The sequence below is a fragment of the Nocardia aurea genome, from assembly GCF_003123685.1.
GTDB classification, from domain to species: Bacteria; Actinomycetota; Actinomycetes; order Mycobacteriales; family Mycobacteriaceae; genus Nocardia; species Nocardia aurea.
The window spans coordinates 217,115-238,515 of sequence record NZ_QCYJ01000084.1 but is presented as its reverse complement, the minus strand read 5'-3'; the positions used below and the strand labels follow the sequence as shown (position 1 = coordinate 238,515).

Annotated in this window: 18 protein-coding genes; 5 read left to right on the top strand and 13 right to left on the bottom strand. The window is 67.1% G+C overall.

Translation table 11 applies throughout. The annotated features are described in order from the left end of the window. Positions 1–32: 32 nt before the first annotated feature. A complete protein-coding gene (gene purL, locus DAT37_RS14370) occupies positions 33–2,327 on the bottom strand; it encodes a phosphoribosylformylglycinamidine synthase subunit PurL (RefSeq protein ID WP_109525218.1) in 2,295 nt (764 codons plus the stop codon). Positions 2,328–2,494: 167 nt separating this feature from the next. On the opposite strand from purL, the gene DAT37_RS14365 reads away from it, so the two are divergent. Both DAT37_RS14365 and DAT37_RS14360 read left to right on the top strand, forming a co-directional pair. Further along, positions 2,495–3,874 (top strand): glycosyltransferase 87 family protein, encoded by a 1,380-nt coding sequence (locus DAT37_RS14365; protein ID WP_232839743.1) that lies wholly within the window; start codon positions 2,495–2,497, stop codon positions 3,872–3,874. Between the two features lie 190 nt (positions 3,875–4,064). After that, entirely contained in the window at positions 4,065–4,421 is a 357-nt protein-coding gene (locus DAT37_RS14360) for an immunity 51 family protein (protein ID WP_198654268.1), read from the top strand. A gap of 22 nt (positions 4,422–4,443) precedes the next feature. Here the strand turns inward: DAT37_RS14360 and DAT37_RS14355 are convergent, their stop codons facing one another. The 4 genes from DAT37_RS14355 to purS form a co-directional block, all read right to left on the bottom strand. Beyond that, positions 4,444–5,739, bottom strand: coding sequence for a M18 family aminopeptidase (locus DAT37_RS14355; RefSeq protein WP_109525216.1), 1,296 nt, complete (start codon positions 5,737–5,739; stop codon positions 4,444–4,446). 384 nt (positions 5,740–6,123) lie between these two features. Continuing rightward, complete coding sequence (locus tag DAT37_RS14350) at positions 6,124–6,555, bottom strand: MarR family winged helix-turn-helix transcriptional regulator (RefSeq protein ID WP_109525215.1); 432 nt, start codon at positions 6,553–6,555, stop codon at positions 6,124–6,126. A gap of 632 nt (positions 6,556–7,187) precedes the next feature. Beyond that, entirely contained in the window at positions 7,188–7,865 is a 678-nt protein-coding gene (gene purQ / locus DAT37_RS14345; RefSeq protein ID WP_109525214.1) for a phosphoribosylformylglycinamidine synthase subunit PurQ, read from the bottom strand. Then, complete coding sequence (gene purS / locus DAT37_RS14340) at positions 7,862–8,098, bottom strand: phosphoribosylformylglycinamidine synthase subunit PurS (protein WP_109525213.1); 237 nt, start codon at positions 8,096–8,098, stop codon at positions 7,862–7,864. Before purS ends, purQ begins: the two co-directional genes overlap by 4 nt. 115 nt (positions 8,099–8,213) lie before the next feature. On the opposite strand from purS, the gene DAT37_RS14335 reads away from it, so the two are divergent. Beyond that, the gene (locus DAT37_RS14335) at positions 8,214–8,864 is read left to right on the top strand and encodes an MBL fold metallo-hydrolase (protein WP_109525212.1); all 651 of its coding nucleotides are present in this window, start codon (positions 8,214–8,216) and stop codon (positions 8,862–8,864) included. Position 8,865: 1 nt separating this feature from the next. Here the strand turns inward: DAT37_RS14335 and DAT37_RS14330 are convergent, their stop codons facing one another. After that, complete coding sequence (locus tag DAT37_RS14330) at positions 8,866–10,266, bottom strand: dipeptidase (protein WP_109525211.1); 1,401 nt, start codon at positions 10,264–10,266, stop codon at positions 8,866–8,868. Positions 10,267–10,617: 351 nt separating this feature from the next. On the opposite strand from DAT37_RS14330, the gene DAT37_RS14325 reads away from it, so the two are divergent. Further along, positions 10,618–12,012 (top strand): glutamate decarboxylase, encoded by a 1,395-nt coding sequence (locus tag DAT37_RS14325; protein ID WP_109525210.1) that lies wholly within the window; start codon positions 10,618–10,620, stop codon positions 12,010–12,012. Positions 12,013–12,147: 135 nt separating this feature from the next. Here the strand turns inward: DAT37_RS14325 and DAT37_RS14320 are convergent, their stop codons facing one another. Both DAT37_RS14320 and DAT37_RS14315 read right to left on the bottom strand, forming a co-directional pair. Next, positions 12,148–12,849: a DUF2334 domain-containing protein gene (locus DAT37_RS14320; protein WP_109525209.1), complete on the bottom strand. Its 702-nt coding sequence runs from the start codon at positions 12,847–12,849 to the stop codon at positions 12,148–12,150. Between the two features lie 122 nt (positions 12,850–12,971). Continuing rightward, entirely contained in the window at positions 12,972–15,116 is a 2,145-nt protein-coding gene (locus DAT37_RS14315) for a S9 family peptidase (RefSeq protein WP_109525619.1), read from the bottom strand. An 89-nt stretch (positions 15,117–15,205) separates the two neighbouring features. Here DAT37_RS14315 and DAT37_RS14310 point away from each other — a divergent pair, with 89 nt between their 5' ends. Further along, positions 15,206–16,249, top strand: a complete 1,044-nt coding sequence (locus DAT37_RS14310) for a DUF2330 domain-containing protein (protein ID WP_109525208.1) — start codon at positions 15,206–15,208, stop codon at positions 16,247–16,249. Between the two features lie 18 nt (positions 16,250–16,267). Here the strand turns inward: DAT37_RS14310 and DAT37_RS14305 are convergent, their stop codons facing one another. From DAT37_RS14305 to DAT37_RS14285, 5 genes are all read right to left on the bottom strand, one after another. Then, entirely contained in the window at positions 16,268–17,200 is a 933-nt protein-coding gene (locus DAT37_RS14305; protein WP_109525207.1) for an alpha/beta hydrolase, read from the bottom strand. Between the two features lie 161 nt (positions 17,201–17,361). Next, positions 17,362–17,790, bottom strand: coding sequence for an HIT family protein (locus DAT37_RS14300; protein ID WP_109525206.1), 429 nt, complete (start codon positions 17,788–17,790; stop codon positions 17,362–17,364). 69 nt (positions 17,791–17,859) lie between these two features. After that, positions 17,860–19,281, bottom strand: a complete 1,422-nt coding sequence (gene purB, locus DAT37_RS14295) for an adenylosuccinate lyase (RefSeq protein WP_109525205.1) — start codon at positions 19,279–19,281, stop codon at positions 17,860–17,862. Between the two features lie 98 nt (positions 19,282–19,379). Next, positions 19,380–20,009: a TetR/AcrR family transcriptional regulator gene (locus DAT37_RS14290; protein WP_109525204.1), complete on the bottom strand. Its 630-nt coding sequence runs from the start codon at positions 20,007–20,009 to the stop codon at positions 19,380–19,382. 154 nt (positions 20,010–20,163) lie between these two features. Further along, complete coding sequence (locus DAT37_RS14285) at positions 20,164–21,333, bottom strand: pyridoxal phosphate-dependent aminotransferase (protein ID WP_109525203.1); 1,170 nt, start codon at positions 21,331–21,333, stop codon at positions 20,164–20,166. Positions 21,334–21,401: the final 68 nt, after the last annotated feature.

The window sequence follows — 21,401 nt, the reverse complement described above, 5'->3', positions numbered from 1 at the left end:
CGAGGGGTGCGGGCCCGTTCCGGGTTCGGTGTCTAGAGTGCGCCCGCGCCGAACAGCGCGGGCAGCGTGCCCTCGTACGCGGTCCGCAACTCGGTCAGCGGAACCGAGAACTGCCCCTGCACCTCGACCGAATCCGAACCCTGATCCACGACGCCGATCCGCGCCCACGGCAGTCCGCGGGCGTCGCACATCTTGGTGAAACGGGTCTCCTCGGTGCGCGGGACCGCGACCAGCACCCGGCCCGTCGATTCGGAGAACAGGGTGACGAAGGGGTCGGCGCCCTCGGGAAGGATGAGACGGCAACCGGTCTCGCCCGCCAGCGCGGCCTCGATCACGGTCTGGACCAGTCCGCCCTCGGACAGGTCGTGCGCGGCGCTGATCATGCCGTCGCGTGAACCCGCGGTGAGGATTTCGGCCAGCAGCTGTTCGCGGGCGAAATCGACCTTGGGGGGCACGCCACCGAGATGGTCGTGCACGACCTGGGACCAGATGGATCCGCCGAACTCGTCGTGGGTCTCACCGAGCAGGATGAGTGTCTCACCCGGTTCGAGGCCGAGTCCGGTCGGAATGCGCCGGTGCACGTCGTCGATGACGCCGAGCACACCGACGACCGGCGTCGGCAGGATCGCGTCACTGCCGGTCTGGTTGTAGAAGCTGACATTGCCGCCGGTGACCGGAATGCCCAGTGCCACACAACCATCGGCGAGACCGCGCACGGCCTGCTGGAACTGCCACATCACACCCGGATCCTCGGGGGAGCCGAAGTTGAGGCAGTTGGTGACGGCCGTGGGGGTCGCGCCGGTGGTGGCGACATTGCGAAACGCCTCGGCCAGCGCCAGCTGGGCGCCGGTGTACGGATCGAGTTTGGTGTAGCGGCCCGACGCATCGGTCGCCAGGGCGATACCGCGTCCGGTCTCCTCGTCGATCCTGATGACACCGGCGTCGGCGTGTTCGGCGAGCACGGTGTTACCGCGCACGTAGCGGTCGTACTGTTCGGTGATCCACTTGCGGCTGCACAGCTGCGGGCTGGAGAGCATCCGCAGCAGGGTTTCGCGCAGTTCGTCACCGGTCGCGGGGCGGGTCAACCGATCGGGGGTGTCCGCGATGAGCGCGTCCTGCTCGTCGGGACGCCGCACCGGACGCTCGTAGACCGGGCCCTCGTGGGCGACGGTGCGCGGCGGGACGTCCACGACGGTCTCGCCGTGCCAGCTGACGATCAGGCGCTCACCGTCGGTGACCTCGCCGATCACCGTGGCCAGCACATCCCACTTCTTGCAGACCGCCATGAAGGCGTCCACGTTCGCCGGGGTGACGACCGCGCACATCCGCTCCTGCGATTCGCTCGACAGGATTTCGGCCGGTGTCATATCGGCCGCGCGCAGCGGAACCTTGGTGAGGTCGATATGCATGCCGCCGTCACCGGCCGCCGCGAGTTCGGAAGTGGCGCACGACAATCCGGCGCCGCCCAGGTCCTGGATGCCGACGACCAGTTCGGCCGCGTACAGCTCGAGACAGCACTCGATGAGCACCTTCTCGGTGAACGGGTCGCCGACCTGCACACTCGGCAGCTTCTTGCGGCCGCCGGAGGATTCGTCGCCGGAGAAGGTGTCCGAGGCGAGCACCGAGACGCCGCCGATGCCGTCGAGGCCGGTCCGCGCACCGAACAGGATGATCTTGTTACCGGCTCCCGAGGCGAACGCCAGGTGCAGGTCCTCGACCCGCATCACACCGGCGCACAGCGCGTTCACGAGCGGATTGCCCTGGTAGGAGGCGTCGAAGACGGTCTCGCCGCCGATATTCGGCAGGCCGAGCGAATTGCCATATCCGCCGACGCCGCGCACCACACCGTCGACCACACGCCGGGTGTCCGGCGCGTCGGCCGCACCGAAACGCAGCTGATCCATCACCGCGACGGGCCGCGCGCCCATGGCCATGATGTCGCGCACGATGCCGCCGACCCCGGTCGCCGCGCCCTGGTACGGCTCGACGTAGGACGGGTGATTGTGGCTCTCCACCTTGAAGGTGACCGCCCAGCCGTCGCCGACGTCGACCACGCCCGCGTTCTCACCGATGCCCGCGAGCATGGAAGCCCGCATCTCGTCGGTGGTGGTCTCGCCGAAGTAGCGCAGATGCACCTTCGAGGACTTGTAGGAGCAGTGCTCGCTCCACATCACCGAATACATGGCGAGTTCGGCATCCGTCGGCCTGCGACCGAGGATTTCCTTGATGCGGGCGTATTCGTCGTCCTTGAGACCCAGCTCTTTGTACGGCTGGGGCGTATCGGGGGTTGCTGCGGCTGCGCTGACGGTGTCGACCTGCGGAGTCACGGAGTACCTGGGTCCTTTCGGCCGGGCAGGGGGTCGGCAAGCCGGAGCGACGAGCCTTGTCACTGGTTGCGGCGAATGCCTCGGCCTCAGTCTAGAGGGAGCCCGCCCCCCACCCGCACCTGAGTGCCACCGACCGGCCCGTCGGCAACCCCGTTACGCTGTGCGGCGTGACGGAACGCGCGGGGGTGGTGAATTCGGCCGACCAGCCGACAGCGACGGAGACACGCCCCGGTTCCGAGGCCGAACACCCGTCACCGCTGTCCCCGCACCAGACCCGCTGGCTGATCGCCGCCGTCGGACTGTTCGCGATATCGGTCCTCGTCTCGCTGCTCATCCACTGGTGGAACGGCTACATCGACCTACAGGTCTACCGCAACGGCGCGCGCGTCTGGCTCGACGGCGGTGAGCTCTACGGCCCGATGCCACCGGTAGAGGGCATCGGCCTGCCCTTCACCTATCCCCCACTCGCCGCGCTGTTCTTCGCGCCGCTGGCACTCATACCGCTACAGGCGGCGGAAGTGCTGGTGGTCCTCACCAACGTCCTCAGCCTGAGCATCACCCTCTGGCTGGTGCTGTCCCGGATCCGTCCCGGCCTGGACCGCACGAGCGCGCTCACCCTCGTCATCGCGGCCGTCGGATTCGCCAATTTCCTCGAACCGGTGCGCCAGACCTTCGGCTTCGGGCAGATCAACCTGGTGCTGATGGCGGCGATCTCGCTGGACTGCCTGGTACGCAAACCGTTCTGGCCGCGCGGCATGCTGATCGGTATCGCGGTCTCGGTGAAACTGATCCCCGCCGGATACCTCCTGTACTTCCTGCTGCGCCGCGACTGGAAGGCCGCGGGCACGCTGGTCGTCTCCGCGATCGCCGCCGTCGGACTCGGCTTCCTGCTCTTCCCCGACGATTCGGTCGAATACTGGTTCGACACACTCGCCGACACCGGCCGCATCGGCCCGCCGTATTTCGCGGGCAACCAGTCCATCAAGGGCATGGCCTTCCGGCTCGGGGTCTCCGATTCGCTGGCCACCCTGATCTGGATCGCGCTGTCGCTGGTGGCGATCGCCCTCGCCGCGATCTGGATGCGCCGACTGATCAGAGCGGACGCGACCGTCGCCGCGCTGCTGGTCAACGCCGCGGCCATACTTCTCGTCTCGCCCGTGTCCTGGTCACACCACTGGGTCTGGGTGGCGCCCGCGCTGGTCCTCGCCGCCGACAGCATCGCGCGCGGCCGACGCGAACGCTGGTACGTCGGCACGGTCGCGGCGTTGACGGTGCTGTTCCTGATCGGCCCGCAATGGCTGCTGCCGCATTCGAAGGATCTGGAACTCGAATGGGCGTGGTGGCAGCAGATCATCGGCAGCAGCTACGTGATCGCGACGCTCGTGATATTGGCGGCCGGGGCCGCGGGTTCGCTGGGTTTTCGGCGGCCCGGGGGCTGCGGGTTCGCGGCCCCCTCTGTCTCGCGTCCGAGCGGTCGAGACTCGCGACTGCGTCGCATGCGCTTCGACCGCTCGGACGCGAGACGGGCCGCGAACGGGCGCTCGTAGAGCTCGCGCCGGGCGGGGTGCGTCGGGTGGGGGCGGCGGGGTATGAAGCGCGCGAATGGGGCTCTCGTACGAACATCCAGGCACCATGGCGAGCCGACGACAGGTGTCGTCGAGTAGGGGTTGCGACGTGAGGGGACGCTCGTGCCGCAGGGAGACGCATTTGTCGTACCCGCGTCCTAGAGTCTGGCGGGTGACCGATCGTGAGACCTTCGCTCCGCTGGTGTTCTTCGAGTACGACCACAAGCCGGGTAACTACTGCCTGATGCTCAGTGACAATCACATGCTCGCCACGCAGGGGGTTTTCGCCGCGGCGGGGTACGAGGGGGGTGGGTACGACTGGGCGGGGGTCGCGCGGTCGGTGGTGAATTCGCGGCTTCCCGATGCGGCCGAGCGCATCCGGTTCGATCCCGAGGCGGGCATGTTCGTCGCCTACGGAACCGATCCGGACGCGCTGCGTGAGCTCGGAGCGGTGCTGCGAGACGCGGTGCACGACCACGAACTGCTCGCCGAATTCATCAGCACCGGCGATCCGGAGTGGTTCGACTGAGATCGGGCTGACCGAGATCGGGCTAGAGCGCGGGCTCGGGGGTGAGGAAGGCGGCGAAAGCGGCGGCGTAGGAGGCCACGTCGTGCGCGCCCATCATCTCGCGGGCCGAATGCATGGCGAGTTGGGCGGCGCCGACGTCGACGGTGGATATCCCCGTGCGGGCGGCGGTCATCGGGCCGATGGTCGAACCACACGGCAGGTCGGCGCGGTGCACGTACCGCTGCAACGGAACTCCGGCCTGGGCGCAGGCCAGGGCGAACGCACCCGCGCCGGACGAATCGGTGGCGTAGCGCAGATTCTGGTTGACCTTCAGCACCGGACCGCCGTTGACCTCGATGCGGTGCGCGGGTTCGTGCCGCTCGGCATAGTTCGGATGGGTGGCGTGCGCCATATCGCCGGAGGCACACACCGAGCCCGACAGCGCCGCGAGGAATTCCGCGCGGCCACCGCCGCGCCCGAGCACGATCCGCTCCAGCACCGTCGGCAGCAGATCCGACTGCGCGCCGCGATCGGACTGGCTCCCCACCTCCTCATGGTCGAACATGGCGAGCACCGGAATGGCCGCGCCCGGTGCGTCCACGGCGGCCAGGAACGCGCGCAGACCCGCGTAACAGGTGCCCTGGTTGTCCAACCTGGGCGCACTGACCAGATCGGCGTCACGGCCGATGACGCGGCTCGGCGTCAGATCGTGGGTCATCAACTCCCAGCCGAGTACATCGGCCGCCGACACCTCCGCCCGCTCCGCGACGTAGGCGAGAAACGACCTCGGCTCGGCCCCGAGCCCCCATACCGCGTTCACGTGCCGCTGCGGATCGAGAGTGACGCCGCGACGTTCCTCGGACAGGTGGATCGCGAGCTGCGGCACCCGGAGGATGGGATCGTCGATACGAACCAACTTCTCGCGCACGGCGTTTCCGTCGCGCACGCTCAACCGCCCCGAGATGCCGAGTTCACGGTCGAGCCAGGAGTTCAACCACGCGCCGCCGTAGGGTTCCAGCCCGACCATCTGCCAGCCGGCCACCACGAAATCCGGATGCTGTTTGACCCGTAGATTCGGGCTGTCGGTATGCGCGCCCACCACCCGGAACGGCGTCGCGCCCGCCGCGTCCTCGGTGGCCCAGGCCACCAGCGACCCGCCGCGCACCACATAGTGCCGACCCGGCGCGCCCTGCTCCCACGGCCGCGACTCCGACAGCCGGGTGAATCCCCGCTCGTCCAGTTCGCGCGCGACGGTCCGACAGACGTGGAACGGCGACGGCGACTCGTCGATGAAAGAGCAGAGCCCACTCGCGGTGGCGGAAGTAGTCGAAACCGGCATGCAGGCGATCCTAGGCACAGACGGCCGGTCGCCTCACGAACCACCCGCACGACGCGACATAGCGCACACGCCCGAACAATTACAGACCCGTTTTCCTCGGTCCCCGACGTCCATTCCTCGTCGCGACGAGATCACCCGAAACGAATACTTCGATTCGAATCAACCGAAATGAGCTGAGCCGATCAATGATCCGGTCCCACGCCCGCAGTCGATGTGTAGTGTGCACATTCGTGATTGGCGCAATAGCGCCACCTTCCCGATTCGGACATAAGCACCCATACCCGCTCGCCCGAAAAGAAACTCACATCACAAGAGATTCCAACAACCACAATTCGCCCGAATGCGATACATCCGACGAATGTCGCGCGACGACCGCCGACACCGCTACTCCGGGTCGGCCGCGACCAGATCGAGCAGACGCATCAACTCGGCGAAACGACGCGCCCCCAGGCGGGACTGCAATCCCTGCTCAGCACGGGTTTCCTCGATACGGACCGCGGCGACGAGATCCGCGCCGAGATTACTGAGCCCGATCAGAATTCGCCGTCGATCCTCTTCGGCGGCAACCCGATAGATCAATCCCCGCGCGGCGAGATAGTCCGCATGCCGAGTGGCCGACGAAGGCGGCAGTTGCGACCGCGAAGCCAATTCACTCATAGTCACACCAGCCTCAGTGGACAAATTGGACAACATTGCCCACTGGTCGGCCGAAAGCTGTTTCGCGCACAATGCCGCATCGAGGTGATGCAGCCACCGGCGCTCCGCGGCTCGCAGCGCACCATGCAGCGTCGAATATCCGCTCACAATGGTTGTCATTATTTCCCGCCCGCCATGAATTCGCTCGAACGAGAGCAGAGTACCGAACACCGGAGTTCGGTGAGAGCCCAGACCTGCACCCGAGGATTCGAGACAACACCCCGCGCCGAGTTTCCCCACCGCGACACCCCTCCCCACCCCCCGCCGACGATGGTGTCGCGCCCTCGAAATCGACAGCGGTACATGATTTCTCAGCGATGAACACCCACCGCCCCACCACCGCCCCCTGCCGAAACAACCGGCGCCGCACAACAACCGGATTCTCGACAAGACGATCACCGCCCGGAGGCATCACACGGTCGAGCCGCATGCACCGAGACGCCACACCACGAAGCCCATCCCCCGACCGGCAAACTCGATCTCTCACTCAGAACGCAGCGCCCCGGTTGTCCACGACCGCCACGCCACCACCCGGCCTACTCCCCACCCGGATAGTCCTGCCCAATCCCTCGCACGCCAACCACCGAGCAACAATCCACACCCACCCCACCCCACGGCGCGAGCCTTACGAGCGCCCGTTCGCGGCCCGTCTCGCGTCCGAGCGGTCGAAGCGAAGCGACGAAGTCGCCAGTCTCGACCGCTCGGACGCGAGACAAAGGGGGCCGCGAACACGCGGCCCCGGCCGCCAAAATTCAAGCCCTTACGAGGCTGTCCAGTACCGAAAGGAACAGCCCCATACCGTCATCACTCGGTCCGGTCAGCGGCTCGGTGGCGTGTTCCGGATGCGGCATCAACCCGACGACGCGGCCGTTGGCCGACGCGATCCCCGCGATCCCTCGCTGTGACCCGTTGGGGTTGTCTCCGGCGTACCGGAAAACGACCCGCCCTTCCCCTTCGAGTTCGTCGAGCACCTCGGTCGACGCCTGGTAGCGCCCTTCACCGGATTTCAACGGGATCAGGATCTGCGCACCGGGTTCGTAGCGTGAGGTCCACGCCGTATCCACCGATTCCACCTTCAGCCATTCGTCGCGGCAGATGAAGTGCAGGCCATCGTTGCGGGTCAGCGCGCCCGGCAGCAGACCTGCTTCGCAGAGCACCTGGAAGCCGTTGCAGATGCCGAGTACCGGCAGTCCCTGGCGCGCGCCTTCGACGACTTTGCCCATGACGGGTGCGAAGCGGGCGATGGCGCCCGCGCGCAGGTAGTCACCGTAGGAGAAGCCGCCGGGTACGACGACGGCGTCGACCTGTTTGAGATCGGCGTCGGCGTGCCAGAGGTCGACCGCTTCGGCTCCGGATCGGCGCACCGCGCGGGCGGCGTCGACGTCGTCGAGGGTTCCGGGGAAGGTGATGACTCCGATCCGCGCGCTCATGAGACGCGGACCACCTTCCACTCCTCGATGACGGTGTTGGCGAGCAGGGCTTCGGCGATCTGCTCGAGTTCGGCGTCGCTGACGCTTTCGTCCACATCGAGTTCGAATCGCTTGCCCTGCCGTACATCCGAGACTCCGGCGAATCCCAGACGCGGGAGCGCACCGGCGATGGCCTGTCCCTGCGGATCCAGGATCTCGGCCTTCGGCATCACCTCGACCACGACCTTTGCCACGCGTTGCTCCTCAAGTGGTATTCGGGGGGTTACCAGCGAAATCCTAGTCGCCGTCGGCGTCCCGACACCGTGCGGGGTGGGGTGAGAAGCGGCACGCTGCAAATAGCATGGGTCCATGCGAATAGCTCACTTCGGCCACTCCTGCATCCTGGTCAAGCTGCACGGTAGGAAGGTGCTGTTCGATCCGGGTAATTTCTCGCACGGATTCGAGGGCATCACCGGTCTGGATGCCATCGCGGTGACCCATCAGCATCCCGATCACATCGATCCGCAGCGTATCGAGGCTCTGATCGACGCAAATCCGGGCGCTCGACTGTTCTCCGATCCGCAGACGGCGGCGCTGCGCGGGGAGGCGTGGGAGGCGGTGCACGCGGGCGCGGTCGTCGAGTTGGGCGATCTGCGGATCACCGGCGGCGGTGGCAGGCACGCGGTGATCCATCCGGACATCCCGGTGATCGACAACACGGTCTTCCAGCTCGGCACCGCCGACGACCCGGCGCAGTTGGTCCATCCGGGTGATTCGTTGTGGGTGCCGTCGACGCCGGTCGGTGTGCTGGCGATTCCGGCGGCGGCGCCGTGGATGCGGATCAGCGAGGCCGTCGACTATCTGCGCGCGGTCGCCCCGCGCACCGCCGTACCGATCCATTTCGGCATCGTCGCACCGGAGGCCAGGGGTATCTATTTCGGGCGCCTGTCGGAAATGGGTCCGGCCGGAACGGAATTCACCACCATCGATGCCGAGAGCGAGCGCGAGTTCGCGACCTAGGTCACGGCCCGACGGGCCGGTCCCAGCTGCCGTCGGCGCCGTATCGGGTGAGGAAGAGGACCTCGGCCAGGGCGATGTGTTCGATTTCGGTGGGGTCCACGCTTTCGTTGGGGGCGTGGATCCGGCAGCGCGGTTCCTCGACGCCGAGCAGCATGATCTCGGCGTCGGGGTAGGTGTTCGCGAAGACCGTGCACAGCGGGATGGAACCGCCCTGCCCCTGGGTGGTGGCGGGCTTGCCGTAGGACGCGGCCAGCGCCGCCTCCATCGCGGTGCGGGCCGGTCCGCCCGATCCGGAACGGAACGGCGCGCCGGTGGCCTCGGGTGTCACGGTGAGTTTCGCGTGCCACGGCGTATTCGCGATCAGGTGGGCGGTGAGTGCCTCGAGTGCCGTTTCCGGGTCGATACCGGGCGGGATGCGCAGATTCAGGCGGGCCCGGGCCGACGGCTGGATCGCGGCGGACGATCCCAGCACCTTCGGCGCGTCGATGCCGAGCACGGTCAACGCCGGCCTGGCCCAGAGCATGTCGGCGATGGTGCCGTCACCGGTCAGGCCGACACCGCCGAGCACCCCGGCGTCGGCGCGGAAGTTCTCCTCCGCGTACTGGACTCCCGGCCATTCCTGGTCGGCGGGTAGGCCCACGATCGTCGTATTGCCGCGAGCGTCGCGCAGTGTGGCGAGCAGGTGGATCAGCGCGGCGAGCGCGTCCGGCGCGGCTCCACCGTACATGCCGGAATGCACGGGGCCCGCGAGGGTTTCGACGGTGACGACGACGGTGACGTTGCCGCGCAGGGTCTCGGTGAAGGTCGGTATGCCGACGGCGACATTGCCGCTGTCGCAGATCAGCAGGGCGTCGGCGCGCAGCAGGTCGGCGTGCTCGGGCACGAAGGCCTCCAGGCCGCCGGTGCCCTGTTCCTCGGAACCTTCGGCGACCAGGGTGACGCCGACCGGGAAATCGTCACCGCAGACCTCGCGCAGGGCGCGCAGCGCGGTCAGGTGCATGACGATATTGCCTTTGCAGTCGGCGGCTCCGCGCCCGTACCAGCGGCCGTCGCGTTCGGTCAGCGTCCACACGGGGGTGCGCCATGCGCCGTTGTCGAGCGGGGGCTGCACGTCGTAGTGGCAGTACAGCAGCACTGTCGGCGCGCCCGGCGGCGCGGTTCGGCGGGCCACGACGGCTTTACTGCCGTCCTTGGTCTCGTGCAGTCCGACGTCGGTGAGCCCGACCCCGGCGAAGGCGTCTGCCACCCAGTGCGCGGTCCGCTCGCATTCCTCGGCGGGGAACTGTCGCGGATCGGCCACCGATTTGAACGAGACCAACTGCGTGAGATCCTCTTTCGCCCTTCCCATCAGCGCGGAGATCCGGCCGCGCAGCTCGGCGGTGTGCGGATCGTCGGAAGTCATGTCGTCACCCTCACGTCGTCGTCTGCTCCGGTTTCGATTCTGCCCGCGCCGCCGGGTATTCGCCGAGCCCGGATTTACTCTGGCACGGACCGCGCGGTCCGACGCTTCGATTCGCCGGACCGCGCGGTCCGTGTCGCAGGCAGGCTAGAGCGATGAATCGGCAAATACGGCCGGCGATGCCCGGACAGACACCACGTCCGCCCAAGAATCGCCCGATTGATGTGAATAGCCATCATTTGGCAACATATCTTGTGGTATTGATACTCAAGCAAGACAATGAATTTCATCGAGTCCCGTGCGCCAAAGCACGGAACCGGCAAATATTTTCCGCCAACGCGCCCTGGAGGCGAGATGCCCGAAGATATCGAAGCCGATGACCTGTTCGCCATGGCCGGGCTACAACACGGCGCACCCCGTGCCGGATTCCCCGACAAGGAGATGTTCGCGCAGGTGGCCTACCAGCTCGTGCACGACGAATTACTGCTCGACGGGGTTTCCCGGATGAATCTGGCGACCTTCTGCACCACCTGGACCGACGACTACGCGCGCAGGCTGATGGCCGAATCGCTGGACAAGAACATCGTCGACAAGGACGAGTACCCGCAGACCGCCGAGTTGGAGAAGCGCGGCGTGCGGATGGTCGCGGACCTGTGGAACGCTCCCGATCCGGCCACCGTCCTCGGCACGTCGACCATCGGCTCCAGCGAGGCCGCGATGCTCGGCGGACTGGCCGCCAAATTCCGCTGGCGGGCGCGCGGCGGACAGGGCACACCGAATTTCGTCTGCGGACCGGTGCAGGTGTGCTGGGAGAAGTTCGCACGATACTTCGACGTCGAGATCCGCCAGGTCCCGTTGCGCGGTGACCACTACATGATGCGTCCGGAAGATATCGCCGCCTACTGCGACGCGAACACCATCATGGTGGTGCCGACCTTCGGGCAGACCTTCACCGGACTGTTCGAGGACGTCGCCGGTATCAGCAGGGCACTCGACGATATCCAGGCCGCCACCGGCGTCGATATCCCGATACACGTCGACGCGGCCAGCGGCGGTTTCCTCGCGCCGTTCTGCGCGCCGGATCTGGTGTGGGATTTCCGCTTGCCCCGGGTGAAATCGATCAACGCCTCCGGCCACAAGACCGGTCTGGCGCCGCTCGGTGCGGGCTGGGCGATCTGGCGCGAACCGGCCGACCTGCCCCAGGAGCTGATCTTCAACGTCGACTACCTCGGCGGTGCGATGGCCACCTTCAATCTCAACTTCTCCCGCCCCGGCGGGCAGGCCATCACCCAGTACTACGATTTCATCCGGCTCGGCCGACGCGGCTACACCCGCGTGCAGAGCGAAATCTACCGGGTCGCACAGTATCTCGCCGAAGGACTGGAAGCGACCGGACTGTTCGACCTGATCCACGCGGGCGATCCGAACCTCGGGATCACGGCGGTGTCGTGGCGGTTGCGGGGTGAGCAGAACTTCAATCTCTACGACCTGTCGGACCGGCTGCGCAGCCGTGGCTGGCTGATCGCCGCATATCCGCTGCCCGCCGACCGGAGCGAGGAGACGATCATGCGCGCGGTGATCCGGCACGGATTCACCCACGACATGGTGGAGTTGCTACTGGCCGATATGGATCGCTGCCTGACCGTGCTGTGCAAACACGCGCTCGGTCTGTCCAGCGCCGAGGCGGGCGGATTCACCCACAGCGCCACCGCGGCCGTGCCGATCGAGCAGGTCGCCCCGGTCCGCTGATCGCGTCCGACGACGCCGCACGTCGCCGCCCGTTCACGCCTGTACCGGGCGGCGACGCCGATCGGGCGTCAGCTGGGTGATCCCGACCGGATACACCCGCGACATTCCCGACCACACCGCACAGGGCGGCGTCTCTCACGCCGCCCGAGCGGCGACGAACGGCTCCCAGCGATATACCTCGCTGACGGCGCCGTAGTAGCGGGCCAGATCGACCGCGTCGAGCATGGCCTGACGCGGACCCGAGCGCTGCAATTGCGCGGCCGAGACCGCCAGGCGCAGGATGCCGCCGCGGCGCGCGGTCCTCGCCGCGCCCATCACCAGCGCACGACACCACCAGGGTTCCGCGCGGAAACCCTCGCCGATCCCGTACACCCTGGCGCGCTGCGCGGTGTTGCGTTCCAGATCCAGTACCGAGGTGAGGCCGAGCGCGAGCCGGAATCCCACGGACGGCAATGCCTCGATGGCTCCCGCCGAGGCGTCCCAGCGGGGCGCGGCGAACAGCCGGGTGCGCAATTCGACCTGTTCCATCACCCGATCCGCCGCGGTCAGCCGCAGCCGGGCCTCGTGCCCGGGCAGCGTGGCGAATTCCGCGCGACGACTCTTGGTCGCGGCCTGGTCGTAGCCGTGCAGCACGATGGCATCGCCCCTGGCTCGCCGCCCGCGCAGCCAGGATTGGGTCGCGGGATCCTCGGCGAGGCGGTACTTGCCCTTTAGCCGGGGCGCGACCAGCAGCGAGAGGCGGATCTCGCGCCGGTCCATCTCGGCGGCGAATTCGATCGCGGCATCCCGGGTGGTGTCCCGGATCCCCGACACGGACACGATCAGCTCGGCGTTCATGGATCAACGGTGTCAGGTCCGTGTGACGCCGACATGCAGCGAACGTGACATCACGACGAACTCCCCGTCACGGTCCGCGCCGAGAGCACGGCGCGGGTTTCGAACCCGCGCCGGCGGTCGAACTACTCGCCCGACAGGCCGAGGGTGTCCAGCACCCAGGCGTACTCGAACCCGACTTCCTTCCACTTCTCGTACCGGCCGCTGACACCGCCGTGACCCGCGCTCATCTCGGTCTTGAGCAGCAGCGGGGAATCCCCGGTCTTGGTCACGCGCAGTTTGGCGATCCACTTGGCGGGCTCCACGTAGAGCACGCGGGTGTCGTTCAGGCTGGTGATCGCCAGAATCGCGGGATAGTCCTTGGCCTCGACATTCTCGTAGGGGGCGTAGGACTTCATGTAGTCGTAGACGTCCTTGTCCGCCAGCGGGTTACCCCACTCGTCCCATTCGATGACGGTCAGCGGCAGCGAGGGATCCAGGATCGAGGTCAGCGGGTCGACGAACGGGACGTTGGCCAGGATGCCCGCGAACAGTTCGGGTGCGAGGTTGGCGACCGCGCCGACGAGCAGCCCGCCCGCGCTGCCGCCGTCGGCGATCATGCGATCCGCGACGGTGACCCCGGTATCGATGAGATGCCTTGCGCAGGAGACGAAATCGGTGAAGGTGTTCTTCTTGGTGAGGGTTTTCCCGTTCTCGTACCAGAGTCGGCCCATCTCACCGCCGCCGCGCACATGCGCCACCGCGAACACCATGCCGCGATCGAGCAGCGACAGCCTCGATACCGAGAAGGCCGGATCCATACTGGCCTCGTAGGACCCGTACCCGTAGAGCAGCAACGGTTTCGGACCTTCGGGCAGACCCTTCTTCCACACCAGCGAGATCGGGACCCGGGTGCCGTCCTCGGCCAGTGCCCAATCGCGGTGCTGCTCGTAGTCGTTCGCGTCGTAGCCGCCGAGCACCGGCTGTTCCTTGCGCAACAACAGCGCCCCGGTGGCGGGGACGTAGTCGAAGACCTGGGTCGGGGTGATGAAGGAGGTGAGACCGATCCGCAGCGTCGGCTGCTCCCATTCCGGATTCGAGCCGGAACCGACCGAGAACAATTCGAGGTCGAATTCGAGTTCTCTGCGCTCGCCGTAGCCGGTGTCGGTCAGCGGCCAGATCGCGACCCTGGTCAGCGCCTCGCGACGGTAGCTGAGCACGAGGTGATCGGAGAAGGGGTCGATATCCTCCAGCCGCACGTCGTCGCGGTGCCCGATCAGCAGGGTCATATTCGACGGATCGGCGACCGGGGCGTCGGCCAGCACGAAATTCTGCGCCTTCACCCCGTCCACGACATCGTTGTGCAGGATCAGGAACCGGTCCTCACCGGCGATCACTGCGTGTTCGGCCGAGTATTCGACGCCTTCGCGACGCTCCAGGATGACCCGGAACTCGCCCTCCGGATTATCGGATTCCAGGACCCAGCCCTCGGTGGTGATCTTGGAGCCGACCCAGATCATCAAGAACTTCTCCGAGCGGGTGGCGCCGATACTCACCCAGTAGCGCTCGTCGGGCTCGTGGAAGACCTTCGCGTCGGCCTCCGTCGCGGTGCCGAGGCGGTGCCGCCAGACGGTGTCGGGACGCCACGATTCGTCGACGGTCTGATAGAAGACGTGCGTGCCGTCCAGCGACCAGGTCGCGCCCGGCGCGGTGCCGACGATCTCGTCGCCGAGCAGTTCGCCGGTGCCCAGATCCTTGAAGCGTAGTGTGTAGCGCTCGTCGCCGACGGTGTCGACCGAATAGGCCAGCAGGGTGCCGTCGTGGCTGAGGGAGAACGCGCCGAGCGCGAAGAAGTTGTGTCCTTCGGCCAGCACATTGCTGTCGAGCAATACCTGCTCGCCCTCGACCTCGGTTCCCACTTCCAGCTGGGGCGGGGTCCACGCGTCGATGCCGTCGGCATTCGCGTCGATCGGGCACCGACAGTGCACGCCGTACTGTTTGCCCTCGAAGCTGCGCGAGTAGTACCAGTACTGGCCCATCCTGGTCGGCACCGAGAGGTCGGTCTCCTGGGTGCGCGATTTGATCTCGTCGAAGATCGTGTCGCGTAGGCCGCCGAGATGCGCGGTCCTGGCCTCGGTATAGGCGTTCTCCGCCTCCAGGTAGGCGATGACCTCGGGGTTTTCCTTGTCCCGGAGCCATTCGTATTCGTCGACGAAGACGTCGCCGTGATGGACCCGCTCGGTCGGCACCGTCTTGGCGATCGGCGCCGCCACCACACTCTCGACAGACATGCGGTCCACCCTACTGTTCCCCGGTCGCGCCCTCCGGGCGACGAGCGAACTCCGCGTCACCGCGGGCTCGACGCCACTAGGCTCGCCGAATGCGCACCCATACCGTCGTTCGCCTCGCCGCGACCGCCGCGCTGCTGCTGTCCGCGGTCGGCTTCGGCGCCTTCGCTCCCGCCTCCGCCTGTGCCTGCGGCGGGGTGGTCAGTCCGGGTAATACGGCCACCGTCCACGACGAAGTGGCGTTGGCCGGATGGGACGGACGCCGCGAGACGATCGTGATGCGACTGGCCCTGGAGTCCGGCACCGACCACGCCGCGCTGATCGTGCCGACGCCGTCCCCGGCGCGGGTGAGCGCGGGCTCGGCGCAGACCTTCGCCGAACTTGCGCGGGTAACGGCGCCGGAGATCGTCACCGAACGGCACTGGTTCTCCGGTGACGGCGGCGGCGATACCTCGGCCGCGGCCCCGCCCGGCAGCGGACCGACCGTCGTGGAGCAGGTCCGGCTCGGACCGATCGAGGCGACCACCCTGTCCGGCGGCAGCCTGGACGGTTTGCGGAACTGGTTGGGCGCCAACGGCTATGCGATGCGCCCCGAGGTGACCGCCAGCCTGGACCCCTATCTGCGCGAGAACTGGTCGTTCGTCGCCGTCAAACTCACCGGCGCCAGGACGCTGACCGGCGCGCTGGACCCGATTCGGCTCACCTTCGACTCCGATCGTTTCGTGTACCCGATGCGAATGTCCAGCGCGGCCGAGGATCCGCAGACGGTGCGTCTGTACCTGCTCAGCGATCACCGTGTGCGGCGTGTCGACGCCGACGCGGACACGCAGTACAACAACGTCGAATTCGCGGGCAGAGTCGAGGATTTCGACGATCAGGACCTGAAGGACCTCGCCGCGGGCGGTCACGACTACCTGACCGAACTTTCCGTGGGCATCCATCGGCCCGACGCCATCACCACGGATTTCGCCTTCGCCGCCGCGCCCACCGATGACGACTACCGTCAGCGCGTGATCGCCACCGAATACGTCGAGATGTTCGGATTCCCGGCGGGCACAGTCATTCTCGGCGCGGCGTCACTCGCCGCGGCGGTGGTGCTCGTGGCCGTCGTCCGCGTGGTGCGGCGACGCCCCTGATCGACGGGAGCCGCGAGCTTACGCCCCGATGGCGGGGCCGATGGTCGGCCACGAGGCGTGCAGTTTGTCCTGCCAGTAGGACCAGGAATGGGTTCCGGTGGGGCTGTATTCGATCCTGGCCGGGATACCGAGGGATCGCAGACGCTGGTCGAAGGCGACGGTGCAGGTGTTGATGCCCACCTCGACCGGGCCGCCGAGGATGATGTTCTCCGCCAGTTGCGGTTTGATCTCCGCTTCGTGCGGACCGGGCACTCCGGTACCGGTCGACAGGTAGATCGTCTTGCCGCGCAAGCGATCTGCCAACAGCGATGGATCGTGTTCGGCCCACGCCCTACTCCCCGGCGGACCCCACATATTGCCGGGGTTGCCGCCACGGTTGGCGATGGAGAACATCACCGCGCCGGTCGCGAGGCCGGTGTCGGGGCACGCGCTGTAACCCGCGACCGCGCGGTACAGCTCCGGATTGCGCGCGGCCAGAATGAAAGCCGCGTTACCGCCCATGGACAGTCCGCCGATGGCGTTGACACCGTTGCCGTCGAATTCCGCGTCGATGATCGGCGGCAGTTCACGGGTGAGGAAGGTTTCCCACTTGTATCGGCCGAAATGCGGATCGTCCTGCTGCCAGTCGGTGTAGTAACCCGCCTGACCGCCCACCGGCAGCACCACGTTCAGATTCTTGCCCGCGAAGAACGGCTCGGCGTCGGTGGCGTTGAGCCAGGTGCTCTGTCCCACGCCGGGATCGAGGCCGTCGAGCAGGTAGTAGGACGGGCGGCCACCGCCACCGGCCGGGTGCAGTACATCGACCTGGATGGTGCGTCCCATCGCGGGTGAGTCGATGTACACCTCGGACCTGGTCGGGCTCACCTCATCGATCCGGACGATCCGCGCGGCGGTGGCCGTCGCCGGTTGGGCGACCACCGGCCCGAGCAGCGCCCCCGCGATAAACAGCATAGAGACAGCAAACTTTGAAAGTCGCACGTCCCACCTCCATCAACACGCACTGACGACCTCAAACGTAACTCGAGCTACGAAATCACGGGCGAGAATCGGCCAGAGAGCGTCTGTTCAGCAAACTTCCCGGTCCGTCAATATCTCGACGGAGACACCGGGCGTCAGCCGCGCCGTTCGAGCGCGCCCCGGATGGAACCGGCGAGATAGTCGAGGTCGACGCGATGCGGACTGGTCGGGCGACCGCGCAACCCGAAGCCGTCGCCCGCCGTGCGCGGGATGACATGCAGGTGCACATGGAATATCTCCTGCCCGGCCAGCACACCGTCGGCCAAGAAGAAGTTAACCCCATCGCAGCCGACCTCGCTATCCCGTAGCGCCGCCGCCAGCAACTGCCCCACCTTGAACAGTTTTCCGCCGACCTCGGGATCGAGTTCGGACAGATCGCGGGCCGCCACTTTCGGCACGACCAGCAGATGTCCCGGCGTCATCGGACGAATATCCATGAATGCCAAGACGTCCTGGTCCTCGTACACCGTGGACGCGGGCGCACGCCCGGCGACGATTTCGGCAAAGATCGTGTACGGATTCACCCCGGCACCCTAACCCGGACCGTGCCGACGACGCGCGGACGCGGTGTCGGCACGGAAACCGTGATGCCGCTAGAGAATCGGGGACGGGGTGTAGCGCGCCGCCTCGGGGTAGCTGTCGACCAGTTTCTGCACGGTGGCGACCACCTCGCCGACCTGCGCGGAGGCCGCGCCGATGAACGCCGATCGGTCGGCGAGCGCCGCGTCGAGTCCGGCGCGATCCAGCGGGAAACGGGCGTCGGCGGCGAGACGATCCAGCAGATCGGGTTCGCGGCCCTGTTCCCGCATGGCCAACGCCACCGCCACCGCGTGTTCCTTGATGACCTCGTGTGCGGTCTCCCGGCCCACGCCTGCGCGCACCGCCGCGATCAACATCCTGGTGGTGGCGAGGAACGGCAGGTATCGGTCGAGTTCACGCGAGATCACGGCCGGATAGGCCCCGAATTCGGCGAGCACGGTCAGGAAGGTCTCCATCATGCCGTCGATCGCGAAGAAGGCGTCGGGCAGCGCGACGCGACGCACCACCGAACAGAAGACGTCACCCTCGTTCCATTGCGCGCCCGCGAGTTCGGCGGCCATCGAGGCATAACCGCGCAGCACCACCTGGAGGCCGTTGACTCGCTCGCAGGAACGCGTGTTCATCTTGTGCGGCATCGCCGAACTACCGACCTGGCCGGGCTGGAAACCCTCGGTGACCAGTTCGTGCCCGGCCATCAGCCGGATCGTGTGCGCGAACGAGGACGGGCCCGCGCCCACCTGGACCAGCGCCGAGAGCACATCGTGGTCGAGCGAGCGCGGATACACCTGACCGACGCTGGTCAGCACGGTCGCGAAACCGAGATGACGGGCCACCTGATGTTCCAGGGCGGCCAATTTGTCCGCGTCACCGTCGAGCAGATCGAGCATGTCCTGCGCGGTGCCCATCGGCCCCTTGATCCCGCGCAGCGGGTACCGGTCGACGAGTTCACGCACCCGGCTCAACGCGATCAGCAGTTCGTCGGCGGCCGAGGCGAAACGTTTGCCGAGCGTGGTGGCCTGCGCGGCGACATTGTGCGAACGACCCGCCATCACCAGGGTCTGGTACTCGGCGGCACGCTCGGCCAGCCTGGCGGCGATCGCCACACCGTGCGCGTGCACATGTTCCAGCGACAGCCGGATCTGCAATTGCTCGACGTTCTCGGTGAGGTCGCGGCTGGTCATGCCCTTGTGCACGTGTTCGTGCCCGGCCAGCGCGTTGAACTCCTCGATACGGGCTTTCACATCGTGGCGGGTGACCCGCTCGCGCTCGGCGATCGAGGCCAGATCCACCTGGTCGACGACCCGCTCGTAATCGGCCACGACACCGTCCGGGATACCGACGCCGAGCTCGGACTGCGCACGCAGCACCTCGAGCCACAACCGCCGCTCCAGCACGATCTTGTTCTCGGGGGACCAGAGGTGTACCAGCTGCGGGCTGGCGTACCTGGTGGCGAGGACATTGGGAACCAGACTCACGATCGCACCTCGCTGACGCTCGGATCCTGCGCGCACATGCGCCCTGTCCCTACGGTTGGCTCTCCTGAGGATGACCCACTGCGCTCGCTCACGTGGCGTCAGTCTAGTGCCCGGAAGCGATCCACTTGCTGGGGCGTCGCCGGAGCGACGATATCGATGACTTCGAGCAGTGCGCCACGGGCCATCCGCCGCGGCTCCGGATCCATCTCGCTCAGCGCCGCCACCACCGCGCCGTCGACCACGGCGACGAGTCGGCGCAGCTGTTCGGGCCGGACCGTGCGGTCGGAGCGGCGGAGCACCTCGGCCAGGAGTTCGTCGAGTTGCGCGCGCAGGCGTAACTGCACGCCGCGGAGCTCGGGATGGCGCGCCGAGGCCACCGAGCGCTCGTAGCGAGCGATCAGCTGGCCGCGCGCGGCCTCGTCGGCGCCGATCAACAGATCGAGCACCAGGTCGACGGTCGCCTCGGCGCCACGTCGGCGATGACTCACTTCGCCGATGCGGCGGCGCATCGTGTCCAATTCGGCGTTGCCGCTGAACTCGACCGCACGCGCGATCAGATCCTCGAGGGACTCGAAATAGTAGGTCGTCGACGCGAGCGGCAAATCGGCCCGCGTCGCGACCGAACGATGCCGTACCGCATCGAATCCGCCTTCGAGTAACAACTCGGCGGCGGCCGCTACCAGAGCCTGGCGACGCCGTTCGCCTTTCGGGGTCGTCGCGGTTATCACCGTGCCATCGTGCCAGTCATCATCAGTTCATTCCGTGCGAAATCGTGAGGGGAAACCCAGCTACCGATTTTCTACCCCATCGGCACGCCCCGTGGGACGGTCTGTGGAAAGTTGTTGCAGTACTTGACCTTCGACTACCGGCTTCGAGCCCGCGTCAGCCGTCCAGATAACGGCCGAGTCGTGTCAACGCCTCTTCTATATCCGCTGTCGCTCCAGCAAACGAGAAGCGAACTGTTCGGTGGCCGGAAACGGTGTCGAAATCGATGCCGGGAGCGAGGGCGACACCGGTGTGCTCGAGCACTCGCGCGCACCACGCGAGCGAATCATCGGTCAGATGGCCGATATCGGCGTAGGCGTAGAACGCGCCGTCCGCCGGGGCGAGATCGGTGATGCCCAATTTCGGCAGTCCGTCCAGAAGTAGCCGACGGTTCGCCGCATAGCGCCGAACATGTCCGTCCAGTTCGGTTTTCGCGTCCGGACCGAAGGCGTGCAACGCCGCGCACTGCGAAATCGCGGGCGGACACACCGTCATATTCGACGCGAGCCGCTGCAACGCCGGACGCAGATCGGCCGGGGCGAGCATCCAGCCCAGACGCCAGCCCGTCATCGAGAAGTACTTCGACACCGAGCCGATCACCACGGACTCGCGCGAGGTCTCCCACGCCGAAGCAGTGCGGTCACTCAACGCCGTGGTCTCGTAGGTGATGCCGTGATAGATCTCGTCGGAGATCAGCAGCGTCCCGTTCGCCTCGCACCAGCGAGCCAGCGCGGCGAGTTCGTCCGGGGCGATCATGGTCCCGGTCGGATTCGCCGGGCTGGCCACCACCAGGCCCGCGGGCGGTTCGGGCAGCGCCTCCAGCATCGCCACCGTCGGCTGGAACCGGGTCTGCGCGCCGCAGTCCAGTTCGACCACCCGGCAGCCGAGCGCGGCCAGACTGTTGCGATAGGCCGGATAACCGGGCCTGGCCACCACGACGGTGTCACCGGGGTCGAACGCCGCGAGGAAGAGGAGGGTGAACGCGCCGGAGGATCCCGTCGTCACCACCACCTCATCCGGATGGACCGGATGCCCATAGGTCCGGCTGTGATGGTCCGCGATCGCCTCGCGCAACGGCAGAATGCCGAAAGTCTCGGTATAGCCCAGCAATTCGGAATCTATGGCGACCTTCGTCGCCCGCAGCACCGGAGCGGGCGCGGGCGTCGAAGGCTGCCCGGCCGCCAGCACCAGCACGTCACCGTGTGTTCGCGCGCGCTGCGCGGCTGCCTTCCACACATCCATCACGTAAAAAGGTGGGATGTTCGACCGGCGAGATTCTCGAGACACGAGAGAGACGGTAGACCCTCGCGCCCGGCGGCCCCTCGCCCGTGCCCGACGTGCCACACACCGTGCCC

Coding starts and splice junctions, on each gene's coding strand:
- DAT37_RS14335 (WP_109525212.1), top strand. CDS start 8,214: ATGCGAATAGCTCACTTCGGCCACTCCTGCATCCTGGTCAAGCTGCAC.
- DAT37_RS14325 (WP_109525210.1), top strand. CDS start 10,618: ATGCCCGAAGATATCGAAGCCGATGACCTGTTCGCCATGGCCGGGCTA.
- DAT37_RS14320 (WP_109525209.1), bottom strand. CDS start 12,849: ATGAACGCCGAGCTGATCGTGTCCGTGTCGGGGATCCGGGACACCACC.
- DAT37_RS14355 (WP_109525216.1), bottom strand. CDS start 5,739: ATGCCGGTTTCGACTACTTCCGCCACCGCGAGTGGGCTCTGCTCTTTC.
- DAT37_RS14305 (WP_109525207.1), bottom strand. CDS start 17,200: ATGCTGTTTATCGCGGGGGCGCTGCTCGGGCCGGTGGTCGCCCAACCG.
- DAT37_RS14315 (WP_109525619.1), bottom strand. CDS start 15,116: ATGTCTGTCGAGAGTGTGGTGGCGGCGCCGATCGCCAAGACGGTGCCG.
- DAT37_RS14310 (WP_109525208.1), top strand. CDS start 15,206: ATGCGCACCCATACCGTCGTTCGCCTCGCCGCGACCGCCGCGCTGCTG.
- DAT37_RS14330 (WP_109525211.1), bottom strand. CDS start 10,266: ATGACTTCCGACGATCCGCACACCGCCGAGCTGCGCGGCCGGATCTCC.
- DAT37_RS14350 (WP_109525215.1), bottom strand. CDS start 6,555: ATGACAACCATTGTGAGCGGATATTCGACGCTGCATGGTGCGCTGCGA.
- purQ (WP_109525214.1), bottom strand. CDS start 7,865: ATGAGCGCGCGGATCGGAGTCATCACCTTCCCCGGAACCCTCGACGAC.